The sequence below is a fragment of the Variovorax sp. BGA-UO-ETr-C22 genome, from assembly GCF_059567965.1.
Genome location: NZ_JCAQPA010000011.1, coordinates 1,034,998 through 1,054,404 on the forward strand (window position 1 = coordinate 1,034,998; position 19,407 = coordinate 1,054,404).

A 19,407-nucleotide genomic window follows, 5' to 3' on the forward strand; every position below is an offset into this window, starting at 1 on the left:
GACTCCTTCGACTCAGTGTTCGCCGAGCATCCAGCGCGTGCGGTCGCCGCGTCCCGGCAGGTGCAGCGCGGCGGTGGCTGCGGGCGTCTCGGCCAGCAGCCGGCCCTTGCGGAACACCTTGAGCCGCGTCGCGCGCAGGCGGATGGCCTCGACCGGATCACGCGCCTGCAGCAGCACGAAGCTGGCGTCGCAGCCGGCTTCCAGGCCGTAGCCGTCCAGGTGCATCACGCGCGCCGCGCGCGTCGTCACGGCCTCGAAGCACTGGTGGATACCGGCCTGGCCGGTCATCTGCGCCACGTGCAGGCCCATGTGGGCCACCTCGAGCATGTCGCCCGAGCCCATGCCGTACCACGGGTCCATCACGCAGTCGTGGCCGAAGGCGACATTCACGCCGGCCGCCAGCAACTCGGGCACGCGCGTCATGCCGCGGCGCTTGGGGTAGCTGTCGTGGCGGCCCTGCAGCGTGATGTTGATGAGCGGGTTCGACACCACGCTCACGCCGCTTTCTGCGATCAGCGGCAGCAGCTTGCTCACGTAGTAGTTGTCCATCGAGTGCATCGAGGTGCAGTGCGAGCCCGTCACGCGACCCTGCAGGCCCAGGCGCAGTGTTTCCGCGGCCAGGGTCTCGATGTGGCGCGAGAGCGGGTCGTCCGACTCGTCGCAGTGCATGTCGACCAGCTTGCCGCGCGCGGCGGCCAGTTCGCACAGCAGCTTCACGCTGGCGGCGCCGTCGGCCATGGTGCGCTCGAAATGCGGAATGCCGCCGACCACGTCCACGCCCTTGTCGAGCGCGCGCGTGAGGTTGTCGACGCCGCCCGGCGAGCGCAGCACGCCATCCTGCGGAAAGGCCACCAGCTGCAGGTCGATGTACGGCGCCACCTGGCGCTTCACCTCGAGCAGCGCATCGACCGCGAGCAGGCTGGGGTCGCTCGTGTCCACGTGCGAGCGGATCGCCAGCAGGCCCTTGGCCACGGCCCAGTCGCAATACGCGAGCGCGCGTTCGATGAGCGCATCGGCCGTGAGCAGCGGCTTGAGCTCGCCCCACAGCGCGATGCCTTCGAGCAGCGTGCCGCTCTGGTTGACGCGCGGCTGGCCGTAGCTCAGCGTGGCGTCCATGTGGAAATGCGGATCGACGAAATGCGGCGCGAGCAGCAGACCCTGGGCGTCGAGCGTCTCGTGCGCGGGCGCGGCGAGGCCGGGCGTGACCTCGGCGATGCGGCCGTCCTGCACGGCGACCGACATGCCGGTGCGGCCGTCGGGGAGGGTGGCGTGGGTGATGAGGAGGTCGAGCATCGGTGGGGTGTTTTTTTTAAGGGCGCTCAGCGCGTGCGCTGCGCGCGGAAGCGGTATTGCCCTGCGGCCGGCCCGACCTCGATGGTCACGCGGCGCAGCTTGTCGTCGTGGCCCGAGTCGGCCTTGGCCGTCACCACGATGCCGCGCGGCGTGGCGCGGCAGGTGAGTTCGCTCAGGGAGATTTCCGCGTGGTCGTTGTCGAGCTCGGCGATGGCGGTCGTGTGCACGGCGTACAGGCTGTAGCTGCGATCGGCCTCGCCGCGCGCCATCCACTGCACGTAGAGGAACGACTGCGCGAAGGCTTCGGCGTGGATCACGCGGTAGGTGCCGCGGTGGTCGGTGCCCCAGGTGCCGCAGGTCTGCACCCAGGTGACGGCGTCGTGGGTGGCGAAGCGCTCGGGGCCGTAGTCGGCGCCGAGTGCGTGGGCGCCGCTGCCGGCCAGGGCGAGCAGCGCGGTGGCCAGCAGGCGACGGAGGCGGGGCCGCGTCATCGGCATGTCAGCGTTCTCCCTTGCGGTAGGGTTTCATCAGCGCCTGCGGGTAGCTGGCCTTGCGCGCCACCAGCACCAGCGCCAGGATCGACAGCAGGTAGGGCAGCATCAGGTACAGCTGGTAAGGCAGCACGGCATCGCCCGATTGTTGCAGCCGCAGCTGCAGCGCGTCGAAGAAGGCGAACAGCAACGCGCCGAGCAGGGCCTTGCCGGGCCGCCACGAGGCGAACACCACCAGCGCCACGCAGATCCAGCCGCGCCCGTTCACCATGTTGAAGAAGAAGGCGTTGAAGGCCGAGAGCGTGAGGAACGCGCCCGCCACGCCCATCAGCGCCGAGCCCGCCACGATGGCGCCGGTGCGCGTGGCCGCGACCGACACGCCCTGGCTCTCGGCCGCCTGCGGGTTCTCGCCGACCATGCGCAGCGCCAGGCCCAGCGGCGTGCGGTACAGCACCCAGGCCACCGCCGGCACCAGCAGCAGCGCGAACAGCGTGAGCGCGGTCTGCGCGCCGAGGATGGGCACGGGCAGCCAGTCCATCGGCGCGAAGGGTGTGATGGTCGGCGGCGTGTTCACCTTCGGAAAGCTCACGCGGTAGCCGAAGTAGCTCAGCGCCGTGGCCAGCAGCGTGATGCCCAGCCCCGAGACGTGCTGCGACAGCGCGAGCCCGACGGTCAAAAAGGCATGCAGCAACCCGAACACCATGCCCGTGAGCGCGGCCACGCCGACGCCGGCCCACAGCGGCGCGCCGGCATACACCGCGAGCCAGCCGGTGAAGGCGCCCGCGACCATGATCCCCTCGATGCCCAGGTTGAGCACGCCCGCGCGCTCGCACAGCAGCACGCCCAGTGTGCCCAGGATGAGCGGCGTGGCGATGCGCAGCACCGCGACCCAGAAGGCGGGGTTGGAAAGAATGTCGAGCAGATCGGTCATTTCGTCACCCGCACGCGGTACTGCGTGAGCAGCGTGGCCACCAGCACCGCGATCAGCGAGGCCGCGACGATCACGTCGGCGATGTAGGTCGGCACGCCCACGGCACGGCTCATGGTGTCGGCACCGACCAGCACGCCGGCCACGAACACGCCGGCGGCGATCACGCCCAGCGGATGCAGGCCGGCGAGCATCGCGATCACGATGCCGGTGTAGCCGTAGCCCGGCGACATGTCGAGCGTGACGTAGCTGGTGCGGCCCGCCACCTCGATGGCGCCGGCCAGCCCGGCCAGCGCGCCCGAGAGCAGCGCGACCATCACCACGGTGCGCGTCACCGGCACGCCGGCGAAGGCGGCGGCGCGCGCGTTGGCGCCCACGGCGCGGATGTCGAAGCCCAGCACCGTGTACTTGAAGATCGCCCACACGATCACCGCGAGCGACACGGCCCACAGCAGCCCGGTGTGCACGCGCGTTTGGGCGATGAGCTTGCCCAGCTCGAGGTCGGACTGCAGCGACACGCTCTGCGGCCAGCCCATCGCCGTCGGGTCTTTCATCGGCCCGTCGAGCAGCGCCGACACGCCCAGCAGCACGATGAAGTTGATGAGCAGCGTCGTGACCACTTCGTCGACGCCGAGCTTGTTCTTCATGAGCGCCGGGCCGAGCAGCATCAGCGCGCCCGCCACGGCGGCGGCCAGCATCATCAGCGGGAACAGCAGCCAGGGAGACAGCTCGAAGCCCGTGCCGCCGTGCATGCCGCCCACGGCCACGGCAGCGAGCGCGCCCGCGAACAGCTGCCCCTCGGCGCCGATGTTGAAGAGCCGCGCCTTGAACGCGACCGTGGCGGCCAGCCCGGTGAGGATGAGCGGAATGGCCCGCGTCAGCGTCTCGCTCCATGCGAACACCGAACCGAAGCCGCCCTGCAGCAGCAGCGCATAGGTGCGCCCGACCGGCGCGCCGGCCCAGCGCACGAGCAGCGCGCTCACCAGCAGCGTGAACACGACCGCGCCGATGGGGGCCAGCACCAGCGCGGCGCGCGAGCTTTCGTGGCGTCGTTCGAGGCGCATCATGCGGCGGCTCCCGGACGTTGCGGCGCGGTGGCGCCGGCCATCGCCAGGCCGATGGCCTCGCGTGTCCAGGCCGTGGCCGGGCGCGCCTCGCCGAGGTGGCCGCCGTGCATCACGGCCACGCGGTCGCCGAGCGCGAGCACTTCGTCGAGGTCGTCGGAAATGACGAGCACCGCCGCGCCGGCATCGCGCGCGGCAATGAGCTGCTGCTGCACGTAGGCGACGGCACCGATGTCCAGGCCCCAGGTCGGCTGGTGCGCCACGATGAGGCGCGGTGCGCGGTTCGGGTATTTCTTGTTGTCGGTGTCTTGTTCCACTTGCTCGGGCGCCAGCAGCGCCCGCCCCAGGATCAGTTTCTGCATGTTGCCGCCCGAGAGCGAACGGGCCGGCGACATCAGGCCGGCGCCGCGCACGTCGAAGGCTTTCTCGATGCGCCGGGCGTGCAGCCGCGCGGCGGCGCGCCGGACGATGAACGACCAGCGTGAAAAGACGGGGCTGCGCAGCCGCTCGGACACGGCGTTCTCCCACACCGGCAAATCGCCGACCACGCCGACCGCGTGCCGGTCTTCGGGGATGCGCGCCACGCCGCGCTGCACCAGCCGGGCGGGCGAGGGCGGCAGCGCGCGGCCCATGAACTGCGCGGTGCCGGAGACGGCGCGGCGCGTGCCGCTCAGCAGCTCGGCCAGCGCGACCTGGCCGTTGCCGGAGACGCCCGCGATGGCGGTGATTTCGCCCGCGCGCAGCGTGAGCGACACCTCGCGCAGGCGGTCCTGCCCGCCGTCTTTCGCCGAGGCCGTGCTCACGTGGTCGAGCACGCAGACCGCGTCGCCCACCGACTTCGCGGGCCGGCGCTGCGGCGCCTCGACCGCATGGCCGACCATCCACAGCGCGAGCTGCGCCTGCGTGGTGTCGGCCGTGCGCGCTTCGGCCACGAGCTTGCCGCCGCGCAGCACCGCGATGCGCTGCGACACGCGCAGCACCTCGCCGAGCTTGTGGCTGATGAAGATGACCGACAGGCCCTGAGCCACCATCTGCGCGAGCGTGGCGAACAGCGCCTCGCTCTCCTGCGGCGTGAGCACGGCCGTCGGTTCGTCGAGGATCAGGATGCGCGCACCGCGGTACAGCGCCTTGAGGATTTCCACGCGCTGGCGCTCGCCGACCGAGAGGCTGCCGATGGTCGCGTCGGGCTGCACCGGCAGGCCGAAGCGCTGCGCGACCTCGAGCAGCCGTGCGCGGGCCGCCGCGCGGCGCGAGACCGGGCGCCACAGCGGCTCGGTGCCCATCGTCACGTTGTCGAGCACGCTGAGGTTGTCGGCCAGCGTGAAGTGCTGGTGCACCATGCCCACGCCGGCGGCCAGCGCGGCCTTGGGGTTGCCGGGCGGCAGGGGCGAGCCGAAGACTTCGATGCGGCCTTCGTCGGCGACGTAGTGGCCGAACAGGATCGACATCAGCGTCGACTTGCCGGCGCCGTTCTCGCCCAGCAGCGCGAGCACTTCGCCGGCCTGCAGGTCGAGGGAGATGGCGTCGTTGGCCACGAGCGGGCCGAAGCGCTTGGTGATGCCCTGGAGGCGGAGCACGGTGGGGTTCATGGGCAGACAGGTGGCGACGGCAGGTCGCGGCAGAAATTCTCGATGGCGCGGGCGGAGGCGGCGGGCGAGGCCTGCAGCAGGCCGTGGGGGCCGTCGAGCTGCACCAGGTGCAACGCCGACAGCCCGCGCTGAATGGCGGCCACCGCGCGGCGCGGTACCACGCGGTCCTGCAGCGCCTGCAAATACATGGCGGGCACGCCGACCCGCGGCAGCTTGTCGCGCACGTCGACGCGCTGCACTTCCTTCATGCGGTGGGTCATGACGGCGACCGACACCTGCTTCAGCGAAGCCTGGAGCATGTCCGACAGGTGTGGCGCCGACGAACCACCCAGCAGCAGGTGCCGCATCGGCGCGCGCATGAGCTTCGAATGCAGCAGGCGCATCGCCAGGTCGAGCAGGCCCGCGCGCATCAGCGCCAGGCCGGGCGCGGGTCGGCGCGCGAAGCTGCAGCACAGGATGAGGCCGCGCAGCCCCGGCGGTCGCGAGGCCGCGAGGGAGATGGCCAGCGGCCCGGAAAACGATTCGCCGAGCAGCACGAAGGGCTGCTGCGTCGGCAGCTGCGCGCGCACCAGCGGCTCGAGTTCGTCGTAGCCCAGCACCTCGCGGCCCGGGTAGCGCACGACGTCGATGGCGGCCTGCGGCCCCAGGGCCTGCGCCAGCGGCGCGAAGAGATCGCCGGTGCCGTCCATGCCCGGCAGCAAGACAAGACGAGGCAGGCGCCCGGGCGCCACCGTCACTTCCACGCGGCCAGGAAGGCCAGCATGACCTTGGCCGAGTTGTCGGCCGCGATGCTCATGAAGGTGCCCATCTCGTTCTCGCCGTCGCCGCCGCCCGCGAGGTCGCTGAGCGAGCGGAAGGCGATGTAGGGCACGCCGTTGCTGTAGGCGACCATGCCCACGGCGGCGGTTTCCATGTCGAGCACGTTGGCCTGGAAGGTCTTGTAGGTGTATTCGCGGTACGCCTTGTTGTCCATGAAGGCCTGGCCCGAGACGCCGTTGCCGCCCACCACCAGCTGTGGCTTGCGCGGCAGGCACTTGCCGGCGCCGCAGTTCGCCAGCTCGACGTTGCGGATGCTGCGCGCCACCTCGAGCATCTTCGGATCGGCCGCGAACCAGAACTTGCGCTCGATGCCCGGCTTGGCGGCCGAGCGCACCTCGACCGGGCGCGGGAAGTTCATGCCGAAGTTGGGCAGCGTGGCGTCGGTGATGAAGGGCGGCGCGCTGTACTTGCCGGGTGCGGTCTCGCGCGCCATGAGCACCTCGAGGTACTGGCCCCACTGGGCCGGCACCGTCACGTCGCCCACGTGCAGCGACGGATTCACGCCGCCCGCGATGCCGCTGAACACGATGCCGCTGATGCGAAAGCGGTTGAGCACGAGCTGCGTGTTCATGGTCGCGTTCGTCATGCTGATGCCCGAGAGGAACAGCACCACGGGCTTGCCTTCGAGCGTGCCGGTGGTGAACTCGACGCCGTTCACGCTGTGTTTGCGGGGACCCTGCAGGCGCGTGAGCAGCAGCTTGAGCTCGGGCTCGAAGGCTGAGATCACGGCCAGGCGCGGCGTGTCGTCCAGCCGCGTGCTGCTGTTGATGCTCACGACGTCCGACTTGTAGACGCCGACGCAGCCCGTCAGCACGAGGCCGAGCGCGGCGGCCAGGACCGGGCCGCGCAGGCGCTGGAGAAGCGAGGAAGTGTTCGTCATGGTCATCAGGAGTTGGTGGGCGGGAGGGAAGGGCGGTTTGCGGCGTCGGGCGTGGCGATCCAGGCTTGCAGCGCGGCGACGCGCGCGTGCTTGGGTGCCAGGCCGACGAAGGTGGTGTAGGCGGCGAGCGCCTTGGCGTCGTTGCCGGCCTGCAGGTAGGCATCGCCCAGGTTCAGGTAGGCGAGGGCGCGGCTGCCGTCCATGTCGATGGCCTGCTCGAACCAGCGCGCGGCCTCGACCGGCTTGCCGCGCTTGAAGTACACGAAGCCCAGGTTGTTGGCCGCCAGCGCAAAGCGCGGCTGCAGCTTCAGCGCCTCGGTGAAGGCGGCTTCGGCCTCGTCGTAGCGGCGCTCGCGGTACAGCTGCAGGCCGCGGTCGTTGGCGCGCTGCGCGGCCACGCGCGGCGTGAGCGGCGCGGCGGCCGGCATGGTCAGCTTGGTGTCGGCGCCTTCAAGGTTCTTCACCACCACTTCGACGGCGGCCGGGCCAGCCTTGGCCGCCTTGGGTGTTGCCGCCGCATGCACGGCCTGCTCGTTGGCCTGGTCGATGCGTTTGTTGACCTGGCTGGCGGCGGCGTCGAGCTGCAGGCTGTCGCCGCTGAGGCCCTCGCGCTCGACGGGCAGCGCGAACACGAACTCGCCGCCCTCCGAGCCCGGCAGGCTGCCGAAGGCCGGCGTCTGCCGCGCGATGGCCGAGACCGCCGGCGCCACGTAGGCCGCGAGTTCGGTGCCGGTGATGACGTTGTCGCCGTTCAGGTCGGCCTTGCCCGACAGCGCCTGCAGCATCGTCCAGGTGAAGACCGAGTGGCCACCGGGGCCGTCGTCGGCCACCTGCTGGTCGGCGCCGCCGGCGGTGAGCATCTGGCGGCCGATGCGGCGCGCGTTGTCGGTCAGGAAATTCCTGTTGCTCTGCGCCGCGCCGCCGCGCGTGAGGCCCAGGCCCGAGTAGCAGGCGTCCACGAGGAACAGCACATGCTTGGCCGACAGCGCCTCGGCCACCTCCTGCAGCTGCGGCATCGAGATGGCGTCGGAGGGCAGGTTGTCCAGCGTGGCGTCGACCGGCACGATGTAGCCGACGTCGCGCCCGCTCGCGAGCTTGCGGGTGCTGCCGTGGCCGGCAAAGAACACCAGCACGCGGTCGTCGCGCTTCACGCGCTTGCCGTCGGTCAGTTTTTCATTCAGCGCGCGCAGGATGTTGGCGCGCGTGGCCTGGTCGTCGTACAGCGCCGTGATGTTCTCGGGCTTGAAGCCGAAGCGCGTCACGAGCAGCTGCTCCATGGCCTTGGCGTCGGGCACCGCGTGGTGCAGGCCGGGCCACTTCGCGTACTTGTCGATGCCGATCACCAGCGCGTGGCTTTCGCGGTAGAGCGTGTCGCCCGAGGTGGCAGCCACGCCGTCGTCGGGTGCCGCCTTTTTCGATGCGCTGACGACGAACTTGCCGTCGCGCCAGGTGGCGAAGCGGTAGCCGTCGGCCACCAGCTGGTCGAGCACCGTGGGCAGGGCCTGCACGGTGCGGCCCTGGATGTCGTGGAACAGGATGACGCCGCGCTTGGCCTTGTCGACCTCGGCCAGCACGCGGTCGGCGATCGACTTGGGCACCGGGTCGGCCCAGTCCATGGAGTCGACGGTCCACATCATGGAGCGCAGCTTGAGCGCCTCGACCGTGCTCAGCTTGGCCTCGTTGCGCGCGCCGTAGGGAAAGCGAAAGAGGGTGGACTGCGGCCGGCCGGTGGCGTCGAGCAGCGCTTCGGTTTCGCTGGCTTCGACGCGCACCGCGTCGTCGGTCATCTTGGCCATCATGCCGTGGCTGAAGCTGTGGTTGGCGAGCACGTGGCCGGCGGCCAGCACACGCTTGGCGGTCGCGCCGTTGGCATTGAGCTGGGCCTTGCCTTGTGCATTGAGCTTGCCCAGGTTGCGCCCGAGCTGGAAGAAGATGGCGGGCGCGTCGTAGCGCTTCAATATCTCGAGGATCTCGTCGGTGTGTTTGGCGTGCGGGCCGTCGTCGAAGGTGAGCACGACGGTCTTGGCGGGCAGCGAGGTGCCGAAGATCTCGCGTGCGTCCGCGCTCTCCTTTTCCTTGGCGCCGCCCGGGGGCTGCGTATAGGGAACGATGGCGCCGAAGTCTTTCAGGATCTGCTCGCGCGAGTACAGGCCCTGCAGCTTGGCCACGTAGTCGGCCCACTTCTCGCGCTTGGGCTCGATGCCGCGCTGCGCGAAGCGGCCGAACACGTCTTTCAGCTCGCGGTCGTAGGCCTGCTCGATCTCGGCGAGCACGGCCAAGTCTTCGCTGGCGCGACGGCCGAGCTTGAGCCCGGACAGCGACTGCGCCTGGCTGTAGCGCGTGCTCAGCTCGGACAGGAACTCCTTGAACGCCAGCCGGTCGGCATCGAACCAGCTGGGCTCGCTCTCGATGCGGTCGAGCAGGGCGTTCAGGCCCGCCACGGCGGCAGGGTCCGTCATGTCCGCGGCCTGGGCGACCAGCGCCTGCTGGCGCTCCTGCATCTCGTGGAACAGCTGCTGCCCGACGGCGCTGACGGCGCGCTTCTCTGCCGCCTCGAGCGCACGCTCGCCGGTCATCAGCACGATCATCTGGCGGTGCGCGGCGAGCAGGGCGTCGGCGCGCGCCTGCAGTGCGGCCGGAATGCCGACCGGTGCCGCGACCACCGGCGGTGCAACGGCAGCGGGCGCCGAGGCGGCCGATGCGGGCACCTCGGCCGCCGGGGCGGTGGCCGTGGCCGTCGGCTCAGGTTGACAGGCGGCGAGCCCGGCGGCCAACGCCGCGATGGCCACGCCATGGATTGCGGTCTGCCATCGCGCACGCTTCATGGGTTCGGGTCTGCTCGCTTGTCTGTCTGCTTGTTACTTGGCGGTGGACTTCGGCTGGGCGTCGTCCACCTTCACGGTGAACTTGCCGGCCAGGATGTCGGCCTGCTTCGCCTTCACCTTGGCCACGACGTCGGCCGGCACCTTCTTCTCGAAGGTGCCCAGCGGCGCGAGTTCGGAGCCCTTGTGCTTCATGTGCGAGTACACGCCGTAGTCTTCGGCGGCGAACTTGCCTTCTTTCACCAGCTTGATGGCGCGGTCGGCCGAGGGCTCGAAGTTCCACAGCGCCGAGGCCACCACCGTGTCGGGGTACTGGGCCTGCGTGTCGATCACGTTGCCGATGGCGAGCTTGCCCTTTTCCTTGGCCGCGTCCGACACGCCGAAGCGCTCGGCGTACATGATGTCGGCGCCCTTGTCGATCATCGCGAAGGCCGCTTCCTTGGCCTTCGGGGGGTCGAACCAGCTGTTGATGAAGCTCACGCTGAACTCCACCTTCGGGTTCGTTTCCTTCGCGCCCGCCATGAACGCGTTCATGAGGCGATTGACTTCGGGAATCGGGAAGCCGCCGACCATGCCGATGCGGTTGCTCTTGGTCATCCCGCCCGCGACCATGCCGCTGAGGTAGGCCGGCTCCTGGATGTAGTTGTCGAACACCGAGAAGTTCGGCGCCTGCGGCTTCAGCGACGAGCCCATGAGGAACGCCACCTTGGGGAAGTCCTTCGCGACCTTGCGCGCCGCCGCTTCCACGCCGAACACCTCGCCCAGGATCAGCTGGTTGCCGCCCGTGGCGTACTCGCGCATCACGCGCTCGTAGTCGGCATTGCTCACGTTCTCGGTCGCCTTGTATTCGATCTCCCCCCGCGCCTCGGCCGCCTTCAGCGCCTTGTGGATGCGGCCCACCCATTGCTGCTCGAAAGGCACCGTGTACACGGCAGCCACCTTGAGCTTGGCCTGCGCGAGCGCAAGGCCCGGGGCGCCCGCCGCAAGCGCTGCGGCAACGGCGATGGAACGAACGATCAATTGACGGCGTGCTGTCACGGTCTTCTCCTCGATTGAAATAAAAGAACCACCCTGCAATCCCCATGCCCACCAACAGAGCCCGCCCTCGCGGCGGGCTCCCTTCCAGCAAACACCGAGGAACCGGCTCCGCCGGGCCTCAGGTGTTGCCCCCGGTAGGGGGAAGGAGTAGCGACACGAAGTGCGCGAAGCCTGGGGGCGAGCCTACTTAGTGCCGAAGATGCGGTCGCCGGCGTCGCCGAGGCCCGGCAGGATGTAGCCGTGGCTGTCCAGCTCGCGGTCGATCGCGGCGGTGTAGATCGGCACGTCCGGGTGCGCCTTCTGCATGGTGGCCACGCCTTCGGGGCAGGTCAGCAGGCAGACGAACTTGATCGACTTGGGGTTGAGTTCCTTCAGCCGTTCGACCGCGGCCACGGCCGAGTTGCCGGTGGCCAGCATGGGGTCGACCACGATCACGTCGCGGTTCTCCATCTCGCCGGGCATCTTGAAGTAGTACTCGACGGCCGTGAGCGTCTTGGGGTCGCGGTACAGGCCGATGTGGCCGACGCGCGCGCCCGGCACCACCGTGAGCATGCCGTCCAGGATGCCGGTGCCGGCCCGCAGGATCGACACCAGCACCACCTTCTTGCCGTCGATGACCTTGGCCTGCATGGTCTCCAGCGGGGTCTCGACCTCGATGTCCTGCATCGGCATGTCGCGCGTGACCTCGTAGGCCATCAGCATGCTGATTTCGTTCAAGAGCCGTCGAAAGCTGTTGGTGGAGGCGTCCTTGCGGCGCATCAGCGTGAGCTTGTGCTGGACGAGGGGGTGGTCGACGAGGTGGACGTTGCTCATTGGAGTCTTCTTTTGGTGTGCCGTTGCGGAAAACAGGAGAGTCTAAAAGACTAGAAGACGGTGCCGTCGCTCTCGATCTGCAGCGGTGGCGCACCGTTTCGCAAGCGCTGTGCCAGCACCCGGCCCGCGGCCCAGGTGCCGCCTTCGAGCACGCAGGCCAGGGGCAGCTCTTCCTCGGTGCGGTCGAGCACCTTGCGCACGCGCGGGGCGATCTCGTCGAGCAGCGCCACGGTGAGGGCGCGCCATTCGACGATGAACTCGTCGCCGGCCTTCCAGCGGCGGGTGAGAAAGGCCGGCTCGCGCGGCACGATCACGCCGCTGTCGATCAGCAGGCCGCCGTTGCGGTACTCGGGCAGGGCGGTGAGCGCGTCGAGATGGCGCACCTTCACACCGGCCCATTCGAAGGGCTCGAGCAGCGAGTACGTGAGCCACTGCGACAGCTTGTGGAACGGCATCCAGCCGTTGGTGAGCCCGGGGCCGGCGACGGCGCTGTGGCGCCAGCAGTCGCCCAGCGCGAAGGCCGGGTCGCCCGAGCCGATGCCACCCGCGTTGTCGCTGCCGTCGGCCGCCAGGCTGTCGATGGCGTTGGCCGAGGGCCAGATGTGCGAGAGGGTGTCGAGCAGCAGCGACAGGATCTGGTGCGCCGTGATCTCGGCCGTGGGCGGCGAGGCTGCGCCCAGCGGGGCCACGAGCGCATCGAAAAGGCCGGCGGGCCGGCCGTCGTCGCCGAAGGTCTCGGGCTGCTCGCTCATGGCCTCGCCCAGGCGGCGCAGCAGCACCGCGCGTCCGGCCAGGCCGACCAGCGGATTGACCTCGCTCACCTGGAAGGCGTCGCCCAGGCGCTCGGTCACGAGGCCGCGCAGGCCGGCCGCGTCGGCCTGCAGCGGGTGGTTCGGGTCGGACGAGAAGAGCCCGCTGGTGAACGCATGGAAGCACGCCACGCCCAGGCCTTCGGAGCGCGTGAAGCGCAGCCCGGTGGCCGGTTCGGTGTAGTGCCAGGTCGGGCCGGCGCCGGCGTCGAGCAGCACGCTCACCAGCGTGAGGTCGATGTGGGCGCGGGCGCGCTGGCGGGCGTCGAGGCCCTTGCCGAGCAGCGCGTCGAGCTGCAGACGGCGGTCGACGCCGCCGGCCTCGAAGTGGCGCCAGCGGCTGTGGTACGGGATGGTGTCCCAGGGGTAGCGCTCGCGCGTGACCTCGGCCACGGTGCGCGCCGCGTCTTCGAGCGCGTCGTCGCTGCCGATGCGGAACCACTGCGACTCGCCGCGGCGCGCGCGCGCCAGCAGGGCGCCCGCGCGCTGGCGGATGGCGGTGGTGGTGCGCAGCAGGCTGGCGGCGCCGGCCGGGTGGCCGGTGTCGGGAGTGAATTCGATCGACGGGTCGACATTGCCCGCGCCGCCGGGGCGCAGGCTGCCGGAACCGTCGGCGGGCAGGTCGATGTCGGTGCTTCGGCTCATTCGCTCAATCCCCGGCCCTTGGCCTTTTTCAGTTCCTCTGCGTCCGGCACCGGGCCGGGCGTGAAGTAGCCGGCCGCCATCTTGGCGTCCATCTCGACGCGGGCGTCGGCCGGGATCAGTTCGTCGGGAATGTTCACGCGCTCGCCGATCTCGATGCCCGAGCCGGTGATGGCGTCGAACTTCATGTTGCTCATCGACACGAGGCGGTGGATCTTCTTGATGCCCAGCCAGTGGAAGACGTCGGGCATCAGCTCCTGGAAGCGCATGTCCTGCACGCCGGCCACGCACTCGGTGCGCGCGAAATACTGGTCGGCCGTGTCGCCGCCCACCTGGCGCTTGCGGGCGTTGTAGACGAGGAACTTGGTCACCTCGCCGAGCGCGCGGCCTTCCTTGCGCGAGTAGGCGATGAGCCCCACGCCGCCGCGCTGCGCGCCCTGGATGCACTCTTCGATCGCGTGCGTGAGGTAGGGGCGGCAGGTGCAGATGTCGGAGCCGAACACGTCGGAGCCGTTGCACTCGTCGTGGATGCGCGCGGTGAGTTCCACGTCCGGGTTGGCCAGGTCGCGCGGGTTGCCGAAGATGTAGAGCGTCTGCCCGCCGATGGGTGGCAGGAACACCTCGAGGTCGGAGCGCGTGACCAGCTCGGGGTACATGCCGCCAGTCTCTTCGAAGAGCGTGCGGCGCAGGTCGGTCTCGGAGCAGCCGAAGCGGCGCGCCACCTCGGGCAGGTACCACACGGGTTCGATGGCCGCCTTGGTCACCATGGCCGCGCCGCCCGTGGTGAGGAAGTGGCCGTCGGCCTTCAGGCGGCCGCTTTGCAGCGCCTCGATCACCTCGGGCAGGATCACATGCGCCTTGGTGATCGCGATGGTCGGGCGGATGTCGTAGCCGGCCGCAAGTTCGGTGGAGAACACGTCGGCCACCAGCGCGCCCCAGGGGTCGAGCGAGACGATGCGCCCGGGCTCGCTCCACTGCGGATAGGGGCCGATGACGTCGGTGGGCGCGGTGTTGGTGAGGTCGGCCTTGTGCTCGCGCTTCAGGGCGCCGGCCGCCACGGCGAGCGCGCGGTACACGCTGTACGAGCCGCTGTGGGTGCCGATCACGTTGCGGTGCGCGCGCTTGGTGGTGGTGCCGACCACAGGGCCACGCTCGGTGGCGGTGGCCGCGCCCCAATGGATGGGCAGGGCACCGAAGCCGCCGGCATGCGAGGTCAGGCGGATGTGGCCGGTCGAGGACGAGGGGTGGAGCGGAGGGTTCTGCGTCGGGCTCGCGCCAGTCGCTGTCGGCAAGGCGGAAGGGATCGCGGTACTGTCTGCGGACATTTGAGGCCCTCAAAAAATGCAATGTACCGAGCACTTGTGCGGCTGGCAAGCGAGGGCCCGCGCGGCCTGGCCGCACTGGCATTCAGGCAGGCGACGAGCGCAGGCCGTAGGTCTTGCCGTGCACGAACAGGTACTCGGCGCGCAGCACCGCGTCGCCTCTCTCTCCCGTGAAGGTGAAGCCGAGCACCGCCACCGGCGTGCCGGGCTTGATCTCCTCGACGCCCCAGGCCTGCAGCCGCGTGAGCGGGGCCAGCTCGATCTGCCACTTGCGGTCGCGCCGCGTCGGCAACTGCGCCTTGGCCAGCAGCGCCGCGCCGTCGACCGTGGCGCTTTGCTTCGGCAGCGGCCGCTGCTTCAGGTCGGGCGGCAGCGCGAGGTTCTCGGGCAGCTCGATCTCCAGCTCGCCGTGCGGGTTGCGCCAGCTCACCTTGGTGGCGCGGCCCTCCAGGTACAGCGGGCGCTCCTGGTCAAAACTGCTCCAGCCGTGGTGGGCCCAGGCGGGCAGGGCCAGTGCGATCGAACCGGTCACGAACATGCGTCGATGCAGCATCGCGTTCTCCTTGGTCAGACATAGGCAATCCAGCGCCCGCAGATGATGACAGCGAGCCAAAACCCCAAAGACAGGAGGCATTGAAACCTGGCGAATCCGCTCTGCCCGCCGAGGTCGCCGCGCAGGTGGAACCAGGCGGCGTTGAGGCCGGCCAGCAGGATCAGCAGCAGCTTCACGCGAAAGGCCGTGTTGCTCAACAACTCGCCCGGCTGGCTGGCGAACATGGTCAGGCCGGTCAGCGCGCACAGGCCGAAGCCCAGCAGGGCGGGGCGCAGCGTGAGGCGCGCCAGCAGCGGCGCCGGCAGCTCGCGGGCCAGGCCGAGGGCGCGCAGCTCGAACACCAGCAGGCCGCCGAACAGCAGCGCGATGCCCACGATGTGCGCCGCCTCCAGCGCCGGGTAGGCCCAGGGGTGCGAGACGAGTCCGGCCAGCATCGGGGCAGCTTAGCGCAAGCCTTGCCCCGGGGGCGCGGCACAATCCCTTGCAATCTTTTTTCACCAGGCTGTAACCGGCCGGCCCGATGGCACGAAACACCGTAGGTAGCAGGACGACACCGAGCGACGCGGAAGCGGCCTTGCGCCGCCTGTTCCTTCGCGGCCTCGATGGCGACGCCGGCGCGTACCGCGAGTTCCTGCAGAAATTGAGTGCGCACCTGCGTGCTTTTCTGGGCAAGCGCCTGTTCGGCTGGCCCGATGAAGTGGAAGACCTCGTCCAGGAATGCCTGCTCGCCATGCACAACCAGCGCCACACCTACCAGAGCGACCAGCCGCTGACGGCCTGGGTGCATGCCATTGCGCGCTACAAGATGATCGACCTGCTGCGCGCCAAGTCGGTCCGCGAGGACCTGCATGACCCGCTGGACGACGACCTGGCCGTGTTCGCCGCGTCGGCCACCGAGGCCAGCGACGCGAAGCGCGACCTCGGCGGGCTGCTGCAGACGCTGCCCGAACGTCAGCGCCTGCCCATCGTGCACGTGAAGATCGAAGGCCTCTCGGTGGCCGAGACGGCGAGCCTCACGGGCATGTCGGAGTCGGCGGTGAAGGTCGGCATCCACCGGGGCCTGAAGGCCCTGGCCGCGAAGTTCGGGGGAGGGGCCACGCCATGAAGACCGACGACCTCGTGAACCTGCTGGCCGCCGGCGAGGTGGCGGTGCCGCGGCGCAGCGCCAGTGGGCGCATCGGGCTGGCGGTGCTGGCCGCGCTGCCGCTGTCCTTCGTGATCCTGTTCGGCGAGTACGGGCTGCGGCCCGACCTGGTGCAGGCGATGTTCTGGCCGATGTTCTGGGTCAAGGTGCTGTTTCCGCTGTGCATCGCGGCGGCGGCCTTCGTGACGGTGCAGCGGCTGGCCCGGCCCGGCGTGCGGATGCGCCACGCGTGGTGGGGTGGGGTGCTGCCGGTGTTGGGGATCTGGGGGCTGGCGGCGTTCGTCTGGTTCTCGGTGCCGATCGAGGAGCGCATGCCCTTGCTGATGGGCCAGTCGTGGCGCATCTGCGCCCTGAGCATCGGCTTCATGGCGCTGCCGGTGTTCGCGGCCACCTTCGTGGCGCTGCGCGGGCTGGCGCCGACGCGGCCCGCGCTGGCCGGGGCCGCGGCCGGCGCACTGGCCGGCGGCGTGGGCGCGTCGGTCTACGCGCTGCATTGCATGGAGCTGACCGCGCCGTTCCTCGCGGTCTGGTACGTGAGCGGGATCGCGGTGCCGGTGCTGCTGGGCGCGGCACTGGGGCCGCGCCTGCTGCGCTGGTAGCGAGTCGCTTTCTACTTTTAGCGCTTCTTGCTGCCGAAGATCCCGCCCAGCACGCCGCGCAGGATCTCCTTGCCCACCGACGTGCCCATGGTGCGCACCGCCGACTTGGCCATGGTCTGCACGAGGCCGTCGCGCTTGCCGCCGCGCGGGCCGGTGCTGCCGAAGAGCATGTCGTTGAGCATGCCGCCCATGCCGGACGATTCTTCCGCGGCGGCCCCGCCCTTGGCGCCGGCGGCCGGCGCATCGGGGGCGCTCTCGGCGCGGCCCTTGAGCTTTTCGTAGGCCGATTCGCGGTCGACCGTCTTCTCGTACACGCCCGCCACCAGCGAGCCCGCGATCAGCGCCTTGCGCTGTTCGGGCGTGATCGGGCCGAGCTGGCTGCCCGGCGGCAGCACGTACACGCGCTCGGTGATGCTGGGGCGGCCCTTGGCGTCCAGGAAGCTCACCAGCGCCTCGCCCACGGCGAGTTCGGTGATGGCGGTCTCGATGTCCAGGCCGGGCTTCTGGCGCATGGTGCTGGCGGCGGCCTTCACGGCCTTCTGGTCGCGCGGCGTGAAGGCACGCAGCGCGTGCTGCACCCGGTTGCCCAGCTGGGCCAGCACCGAGTCGGGAATGTCCAGCGGGTTTTGCGTGACGAAATACACGCCGACGCCCTTGGAACGCACCAGCCGCACCACGAGCTCGATGCGTTCGACCAGCGCCTTGGGCGCCTCGTTGAACAGCAGGTGGGCCTCGTCGAAGAAGAAGGCCAGCTTCGGCTTCTCAGGGTCGCCGATTTCAGGCAGCTGCTCGAACAGCTCCGACAGCATCCACAGCAGGAAGGTGGCGTACAGGCGCGGCGAATTCATGAGCTTGTCGGCCGCCAGGATGTTCACCACCCCCTTGCCGCCCACCGTCTGCATGAAGTCGGTGATGTTGAGCATCGGCTCGCCGAAGAACTTGTCGCCGCCCTGGGTCTCGATCTGCAGCAGGCCGCGCTGGATCGCGCCCACGCTGGCGGCGCTGATGTTGCCGTACTCGGTGGTGAACTGGCTCGCGTTCTCGCCCACGTACTGCAGCATGGCGCGCAGGTCCTTCAGGTCGAGCAGCAGCATGCCGCTGTCGTCGGCGATCTTGAACACCAGGTTCAGCACGCCGGCCTGGGTTTCGTTCACGTCGAGCATGCGGCCCAGGAGCAGCGGGCCCATGTCGGACACGGTGGCGCGCACCGGGTGGCCCTGTTCGCCGAACACGTCCCACAGCGTGACGGGGCAGGCGGCGGGTTCGGGCACGTCGATGCCGCGTTCCTTGAGCGTGGCGGCCAGTTTCTCGCCGACGCTGCCTTTCTGGCTGATGCCGGTCAGGTCGCCCTTGACGTCGGCCATGAACACCGGCACGCCGATGTTCGACAGTTGTTCGGCGATGGTCTGGAGCGAGACGGTCTTGCCGGTGCCGGTGGCGCCGGTGATCAGGCCGTGGCGGTTGGCCAGGCCGGGCAGGAGGGTGCACTCGATGGTGTCGTGGCGTGCGATCAGAAGGGGGTCGGCCATGGGGCGCTCCGGGTCGTATCGAAGCGCGCAGTCTAATCAACCGCCACTCCTATAATTCACGACCCCGCACGGTCGTTCAGGAAAAAAGTTCAGGAGGTTTTTTTGTCATCGACTGCTCAGCCCCCCATTCCCGCCACTGGCGATGCATCCGAACAGTCGCCGATCGAAAAAGAGCTGGCCGTGTTGCTCGTGAACGCGCTCAATCTCGAGGTCGCACCTGAAGAGATCGTTCCCACCGACCCGCTGTACGGCGAAGGTCTGGGCCTCGACTCCATCGACATCCTCGAAGTCGCGCTCGAAGTCTCGCGCCGCTACGGTTTCCAGCTGCGCTCGGACGACGAGCGCAACCAGCAGATCTTCCAGTCGCTGCGTACGCTCGCGACCCACGTCGCCGAGCACCGCAGCGCCACCTGATCCATGTCCCGATGGCGACTCGTCCTCCTGCTGCTGGTAGGGGTCACGTATGCCGGCCTCTCCCATTGGATGACGCTGTTCCACGCCACCGAGCCCTGGGCTGTGGTGGTGTTGCTCGGCCCGTTGTGGATCGCCGCCATGGGCTGCGCCGCCAGCTGGTTCGGCCGCTGGGGCTTGGCCATTGCGGCGGCGCTGGGCATCGGCGGCTTCTCGCTCGTCTTCCTCGGTGAGGCGGGCGACACGAACCGCCTGTACGTGCTCCAGCACATCGGCATCAACGGCGCCTTGTGCGGCTGGTTCGGCTCGACGCTGCGCGGCAAGGGCCTGCCGCTGATCACCCAGTTCGCGCAGCGCGTGCACCCGCTGAAGGGGCACATGCTGTCGTACACGACGCGCCTCACGCAGATCTGGACGGTGTATTTCGCCGTGGTGGTCGTCTCGTCGATCGTGGTCTACCTGACGATGCCGTTCTCGGCCTGGTCGCTGCTGGCCAACGTGCTGTCGCCGCTGAGCGTGGCGCTGCTTTTCGTGGGCGAGCACCTCGTGCGCTACCGCCTGCATCCCGAATTCGAACGCACGCGCCTCGTCGATGCGGTGCGCGCGTTCTACGGCACCTCGACGGTGGACAACGGCGCTGGCGGCCAATGAAACAGGCGCT

Annotated in this window: 19 protein-coding genes; 4 read left to right on the forward strand and 15 right to left on the reverse strand. The window is 69.6% G+C overall.

The features are described from left to right. Nucleotides 1–12 precede the first annotated feature (12 nt). The 14 genes from AC57B8_RS24930 to AC57B8_RS24995 all read right to left on the reverse strand — a co-directional run bounded on the left by AC57B8_RS24930 (nt 13) and on the right by AC57B8_RS24995 (nt 15,497). Complete coding sequence (locus AC57B8_RS24930) at nt 13–1,293, reverse strand: amidohydrolase family protein (RefSeq protein WP_496481062.1); 1,281 nt, start codon at nt 1,291–1,293, stop codon at nt 13–15. 26 nt (nt 1,294–1,319) lie between these two features. Then, nucleotides 1,320–1,784 (reverse strand): hypothetical protein, encoded by a 465-nt coding sequence (locus tag AC57B8_RS24935; RefSeq protein WP_095948697.1) that lies wholly within the window; start codon nt 1,782–1,784, stop codon nt 1,320–1,322. A 7-nt stretch (nt 1,785–1,791) separates the two neighbouring features. Continuing rightward, nucleotides 1,792–2,715 (reverse strand): ABC transporter permease, encoded by a 924-nt coding sequence (locus tag AC57B8_RS24940; RefSeq protein WP_062477785.1) that lies wholly within the window; start codon nt 2,713–2,715, stop codon nt 1,792–1,794. After that, on the reverse strand, nt 2,712–3,776 hold the full coding sequence (locus AC57B8_RS24945) for an ABC transporter permease (RefSeq protein WP_185993634.1): 1,065 nt from the start codon (nt 3,774–3,776) through the stop codon (nt 2,712–2,714). The genes AC57B8_RS24940 and AC57B8_RS24945 overlap by 4 nt, the downstream gene beginning before the upstream one ends. After that, on the reverse strand, nt 3,776–5,365 hold the full coding sequence (locus AC57B8_RS24950) for an ABC transporter ATP-binding protein (protein ID WP_496481063.1): 1,590 nt from the start codon (nt 5,363–5,365) through the stop codon (nt 3,776–3,778). The genes AC57B8_RS24945 and AC57B8_RS24950 overlap by 1 nt, the downstream gene beginning before the upstream one ends. Next, complete coding sequence (locus tag AC57B8_RS24955) at nt 5,362–6,108, reverse strand: alpha/beta fold hydrolase (RefSeq protein WP_496481064.1); 747 nt, start codon at nt 6,106–6,108, stop codon at nt 5,362–5,364. Before AC57B8_RS24955 ends, AC57B8_RS24950 begins: the two co-directional genes overlap by 4 nt. Next, the gene (locus tag AC57B8_RS24960; RefSeq protein WP_206167779.1) at nt 6,099–7,070 is read right to left on the reverse strand and encodes a 5'-methylthioadenosine/S-adenosylhomocysteine nucleosidase; all 972 of its coding nucleotides are present in this window, start codon (nt 7,068–7,070) and stop codon (nt 6,099–6,101) included. The genes AC57B8_RS24955 and AC57B8_RS24960 overlap by 10 nt, the downstream gene beginning before the upstream one ends. Continuing rightward, the gene (locus AC57B8_RS24965) at nt 7,070–9,889 is read right to left on the reverse strand and encodes a polysaccharide deacetylase family protein (protein WP_496481065.1); all 2,820 of its coding nucleotides are present in this window, start codon (nt 9,887–9,889) and stop codon (nt 7,070–7,072) included. The genes AC57B8_RS24960 and AC57B8_RS24965 overlap by 1 nt, the downstream gene beginning before the upstream one ends. Nucleotides 9,890–9,922: 33 nt before the next feature. Next, nucleotides 9,923–10,924 (reverse strand): BMP family protein, encoded by a 1,002-nt coding sequence (locus tag AC57B8_RS24970; RefSeq protein ID WP_056582550.1) that lies wholly within the window; start codon nt 10,922–10,924, stop codon nt 9,923–9,925. A 183-nt stretch (nt 10,925–11,107) separates the two neighbouring features. Beyond that, nucleotides 11,108–11,737: a uracil phosphoribosyltransferase gene (upp, locus tag AC57B8_RS24975; RefSeq protein ID WP_307635808.1), complete on the reverse strand. Its 630-nt coding sequence runs from the start codon at nt 11,735–11,737 to the stop codon at nt 11,108–11,110. 50 nt (nt 11,738–11,787) lie between these two features. Next, nucleotides 11,788–13,191, reverse strand: a complete 1,404-nt coding sequence (locus tag AC57B8_RS24980; protein ID WP_070060745.1) for a URC4/urg3 family protein — start codon at nt 13,189–13,191, stop codon at nt 11,788–11,790. Beyond that, entirely contained in the window at nt 13,188–14,513 is a 1,326-nt protein-coding gene (locus AC57B8_RS24985; RefSeq protein WP_307693554.1) for a GTP cyclohydrolase II, read from the reverse strand. The genes AC57B8_RS24980 and AC57B8_RS24985 overlap by 4 nt, the downstream gene beginning before the upstream one ends. Nucleotides 14,514–14,595: 82 nt before the next feature. Continuing rightward, entirely contained in the window at nt 14,596–15,063 is a 468-nt protein-coding gene (locus AC57B8_RS24990; RefSeq protein WP_495262505.1) for a DUF6152 family protein, read from the reverse strand. 14 nt (nt 15,064–15,077) lie between these two features. Next, nucleotides 15,078–15,497: a hypothetical protein gene (locus AC57B8_RS24995; RefSeq protein ID WP_159276923.1), complete on the reverse strand. Its 420-nt coding sequence runs from the start codon at nt 15,495–15,497 to the stop codon at nt 15,078–15,080. 86 nt (nt 15,498–15,583) lie between these two features. Between AC57B8_RS24995 and AC57B8_RS25000 the strand changes: the two genes are divergently transcribed. Beyond that, on the forward strand, nt 15,584–16,168 hold the full coding sequence (locus AC57B8_RS25000) for a sigma-70 family RNA polymerase sigma factor (RefSeq protein WP_496481066.1): 585 nt from the start codon (nt 15,584–15,586) through the stop codon (nt 16,166–16,168). Next, nucleotides 16,165–16,806, forward strand: a complete 642-nt coding sequence (locus AC57B8_RS25005) for an NrsF family protein (RefSeq protein WP_496481067.1) — start codon at nt 16,165–16,167, stop codon at nt 16,804–16,806. Before AC57B8_RS25000 ends, AC57B8_RS25005 begins: the two co-directional genes overlap by 4 nt. Nucleotides 16,807–16,823: 17 nt before the next feature. Here AC57B8_RS25005 and AC57B8_RS25010 read toward each other — a convergent pair whose 3' ends face one another. After that, nucleotides 16,824–18,335: a helicase HerA-like C-terminal domain-containing protein gene (locus tag AC57B8_RS25010; protein ID WP_307693558.1), complete on the reverse strand. Its 1,512-nt coding sequence runs from the start codon at nt 18,333–18,335 to the stop codon at nt 16,824–16,826. Between the two features lie 102 nt (nt 18,336–18,437). On the opposite strand from AC57B8_RS25010, the gene AC57B8_RS25015 reads away from it, so the two are divergent. Continuing rightward, nucleotides 18,438–18,749 carry a phosphopantetheine-binding protein gene (locus AC57B8_RS25015; protein WP_062482694.1) on the forward strand — a complete coding sequence of 104 codons (312 nt, stop codon included), beginning with the start codon at nt 18,438–18,440 and terminating at the stop codon, nt 18,747–18,749. 3 nt (nt 18,750–18,752) lie between these two features. After that, nucleotides 18,753–19,397, forward strand: coding sequence for a COG4648 family protein (locus tag AC57B8_RS25020; RefSeq protein WP_307588320.1), 645 nt, complete (start codon nt 18,753–18,755; stop codon nt 19,395–19,397). The last annotated feature ends 10 nt before the right edge of the window (nt 19,398–19,407 follow it).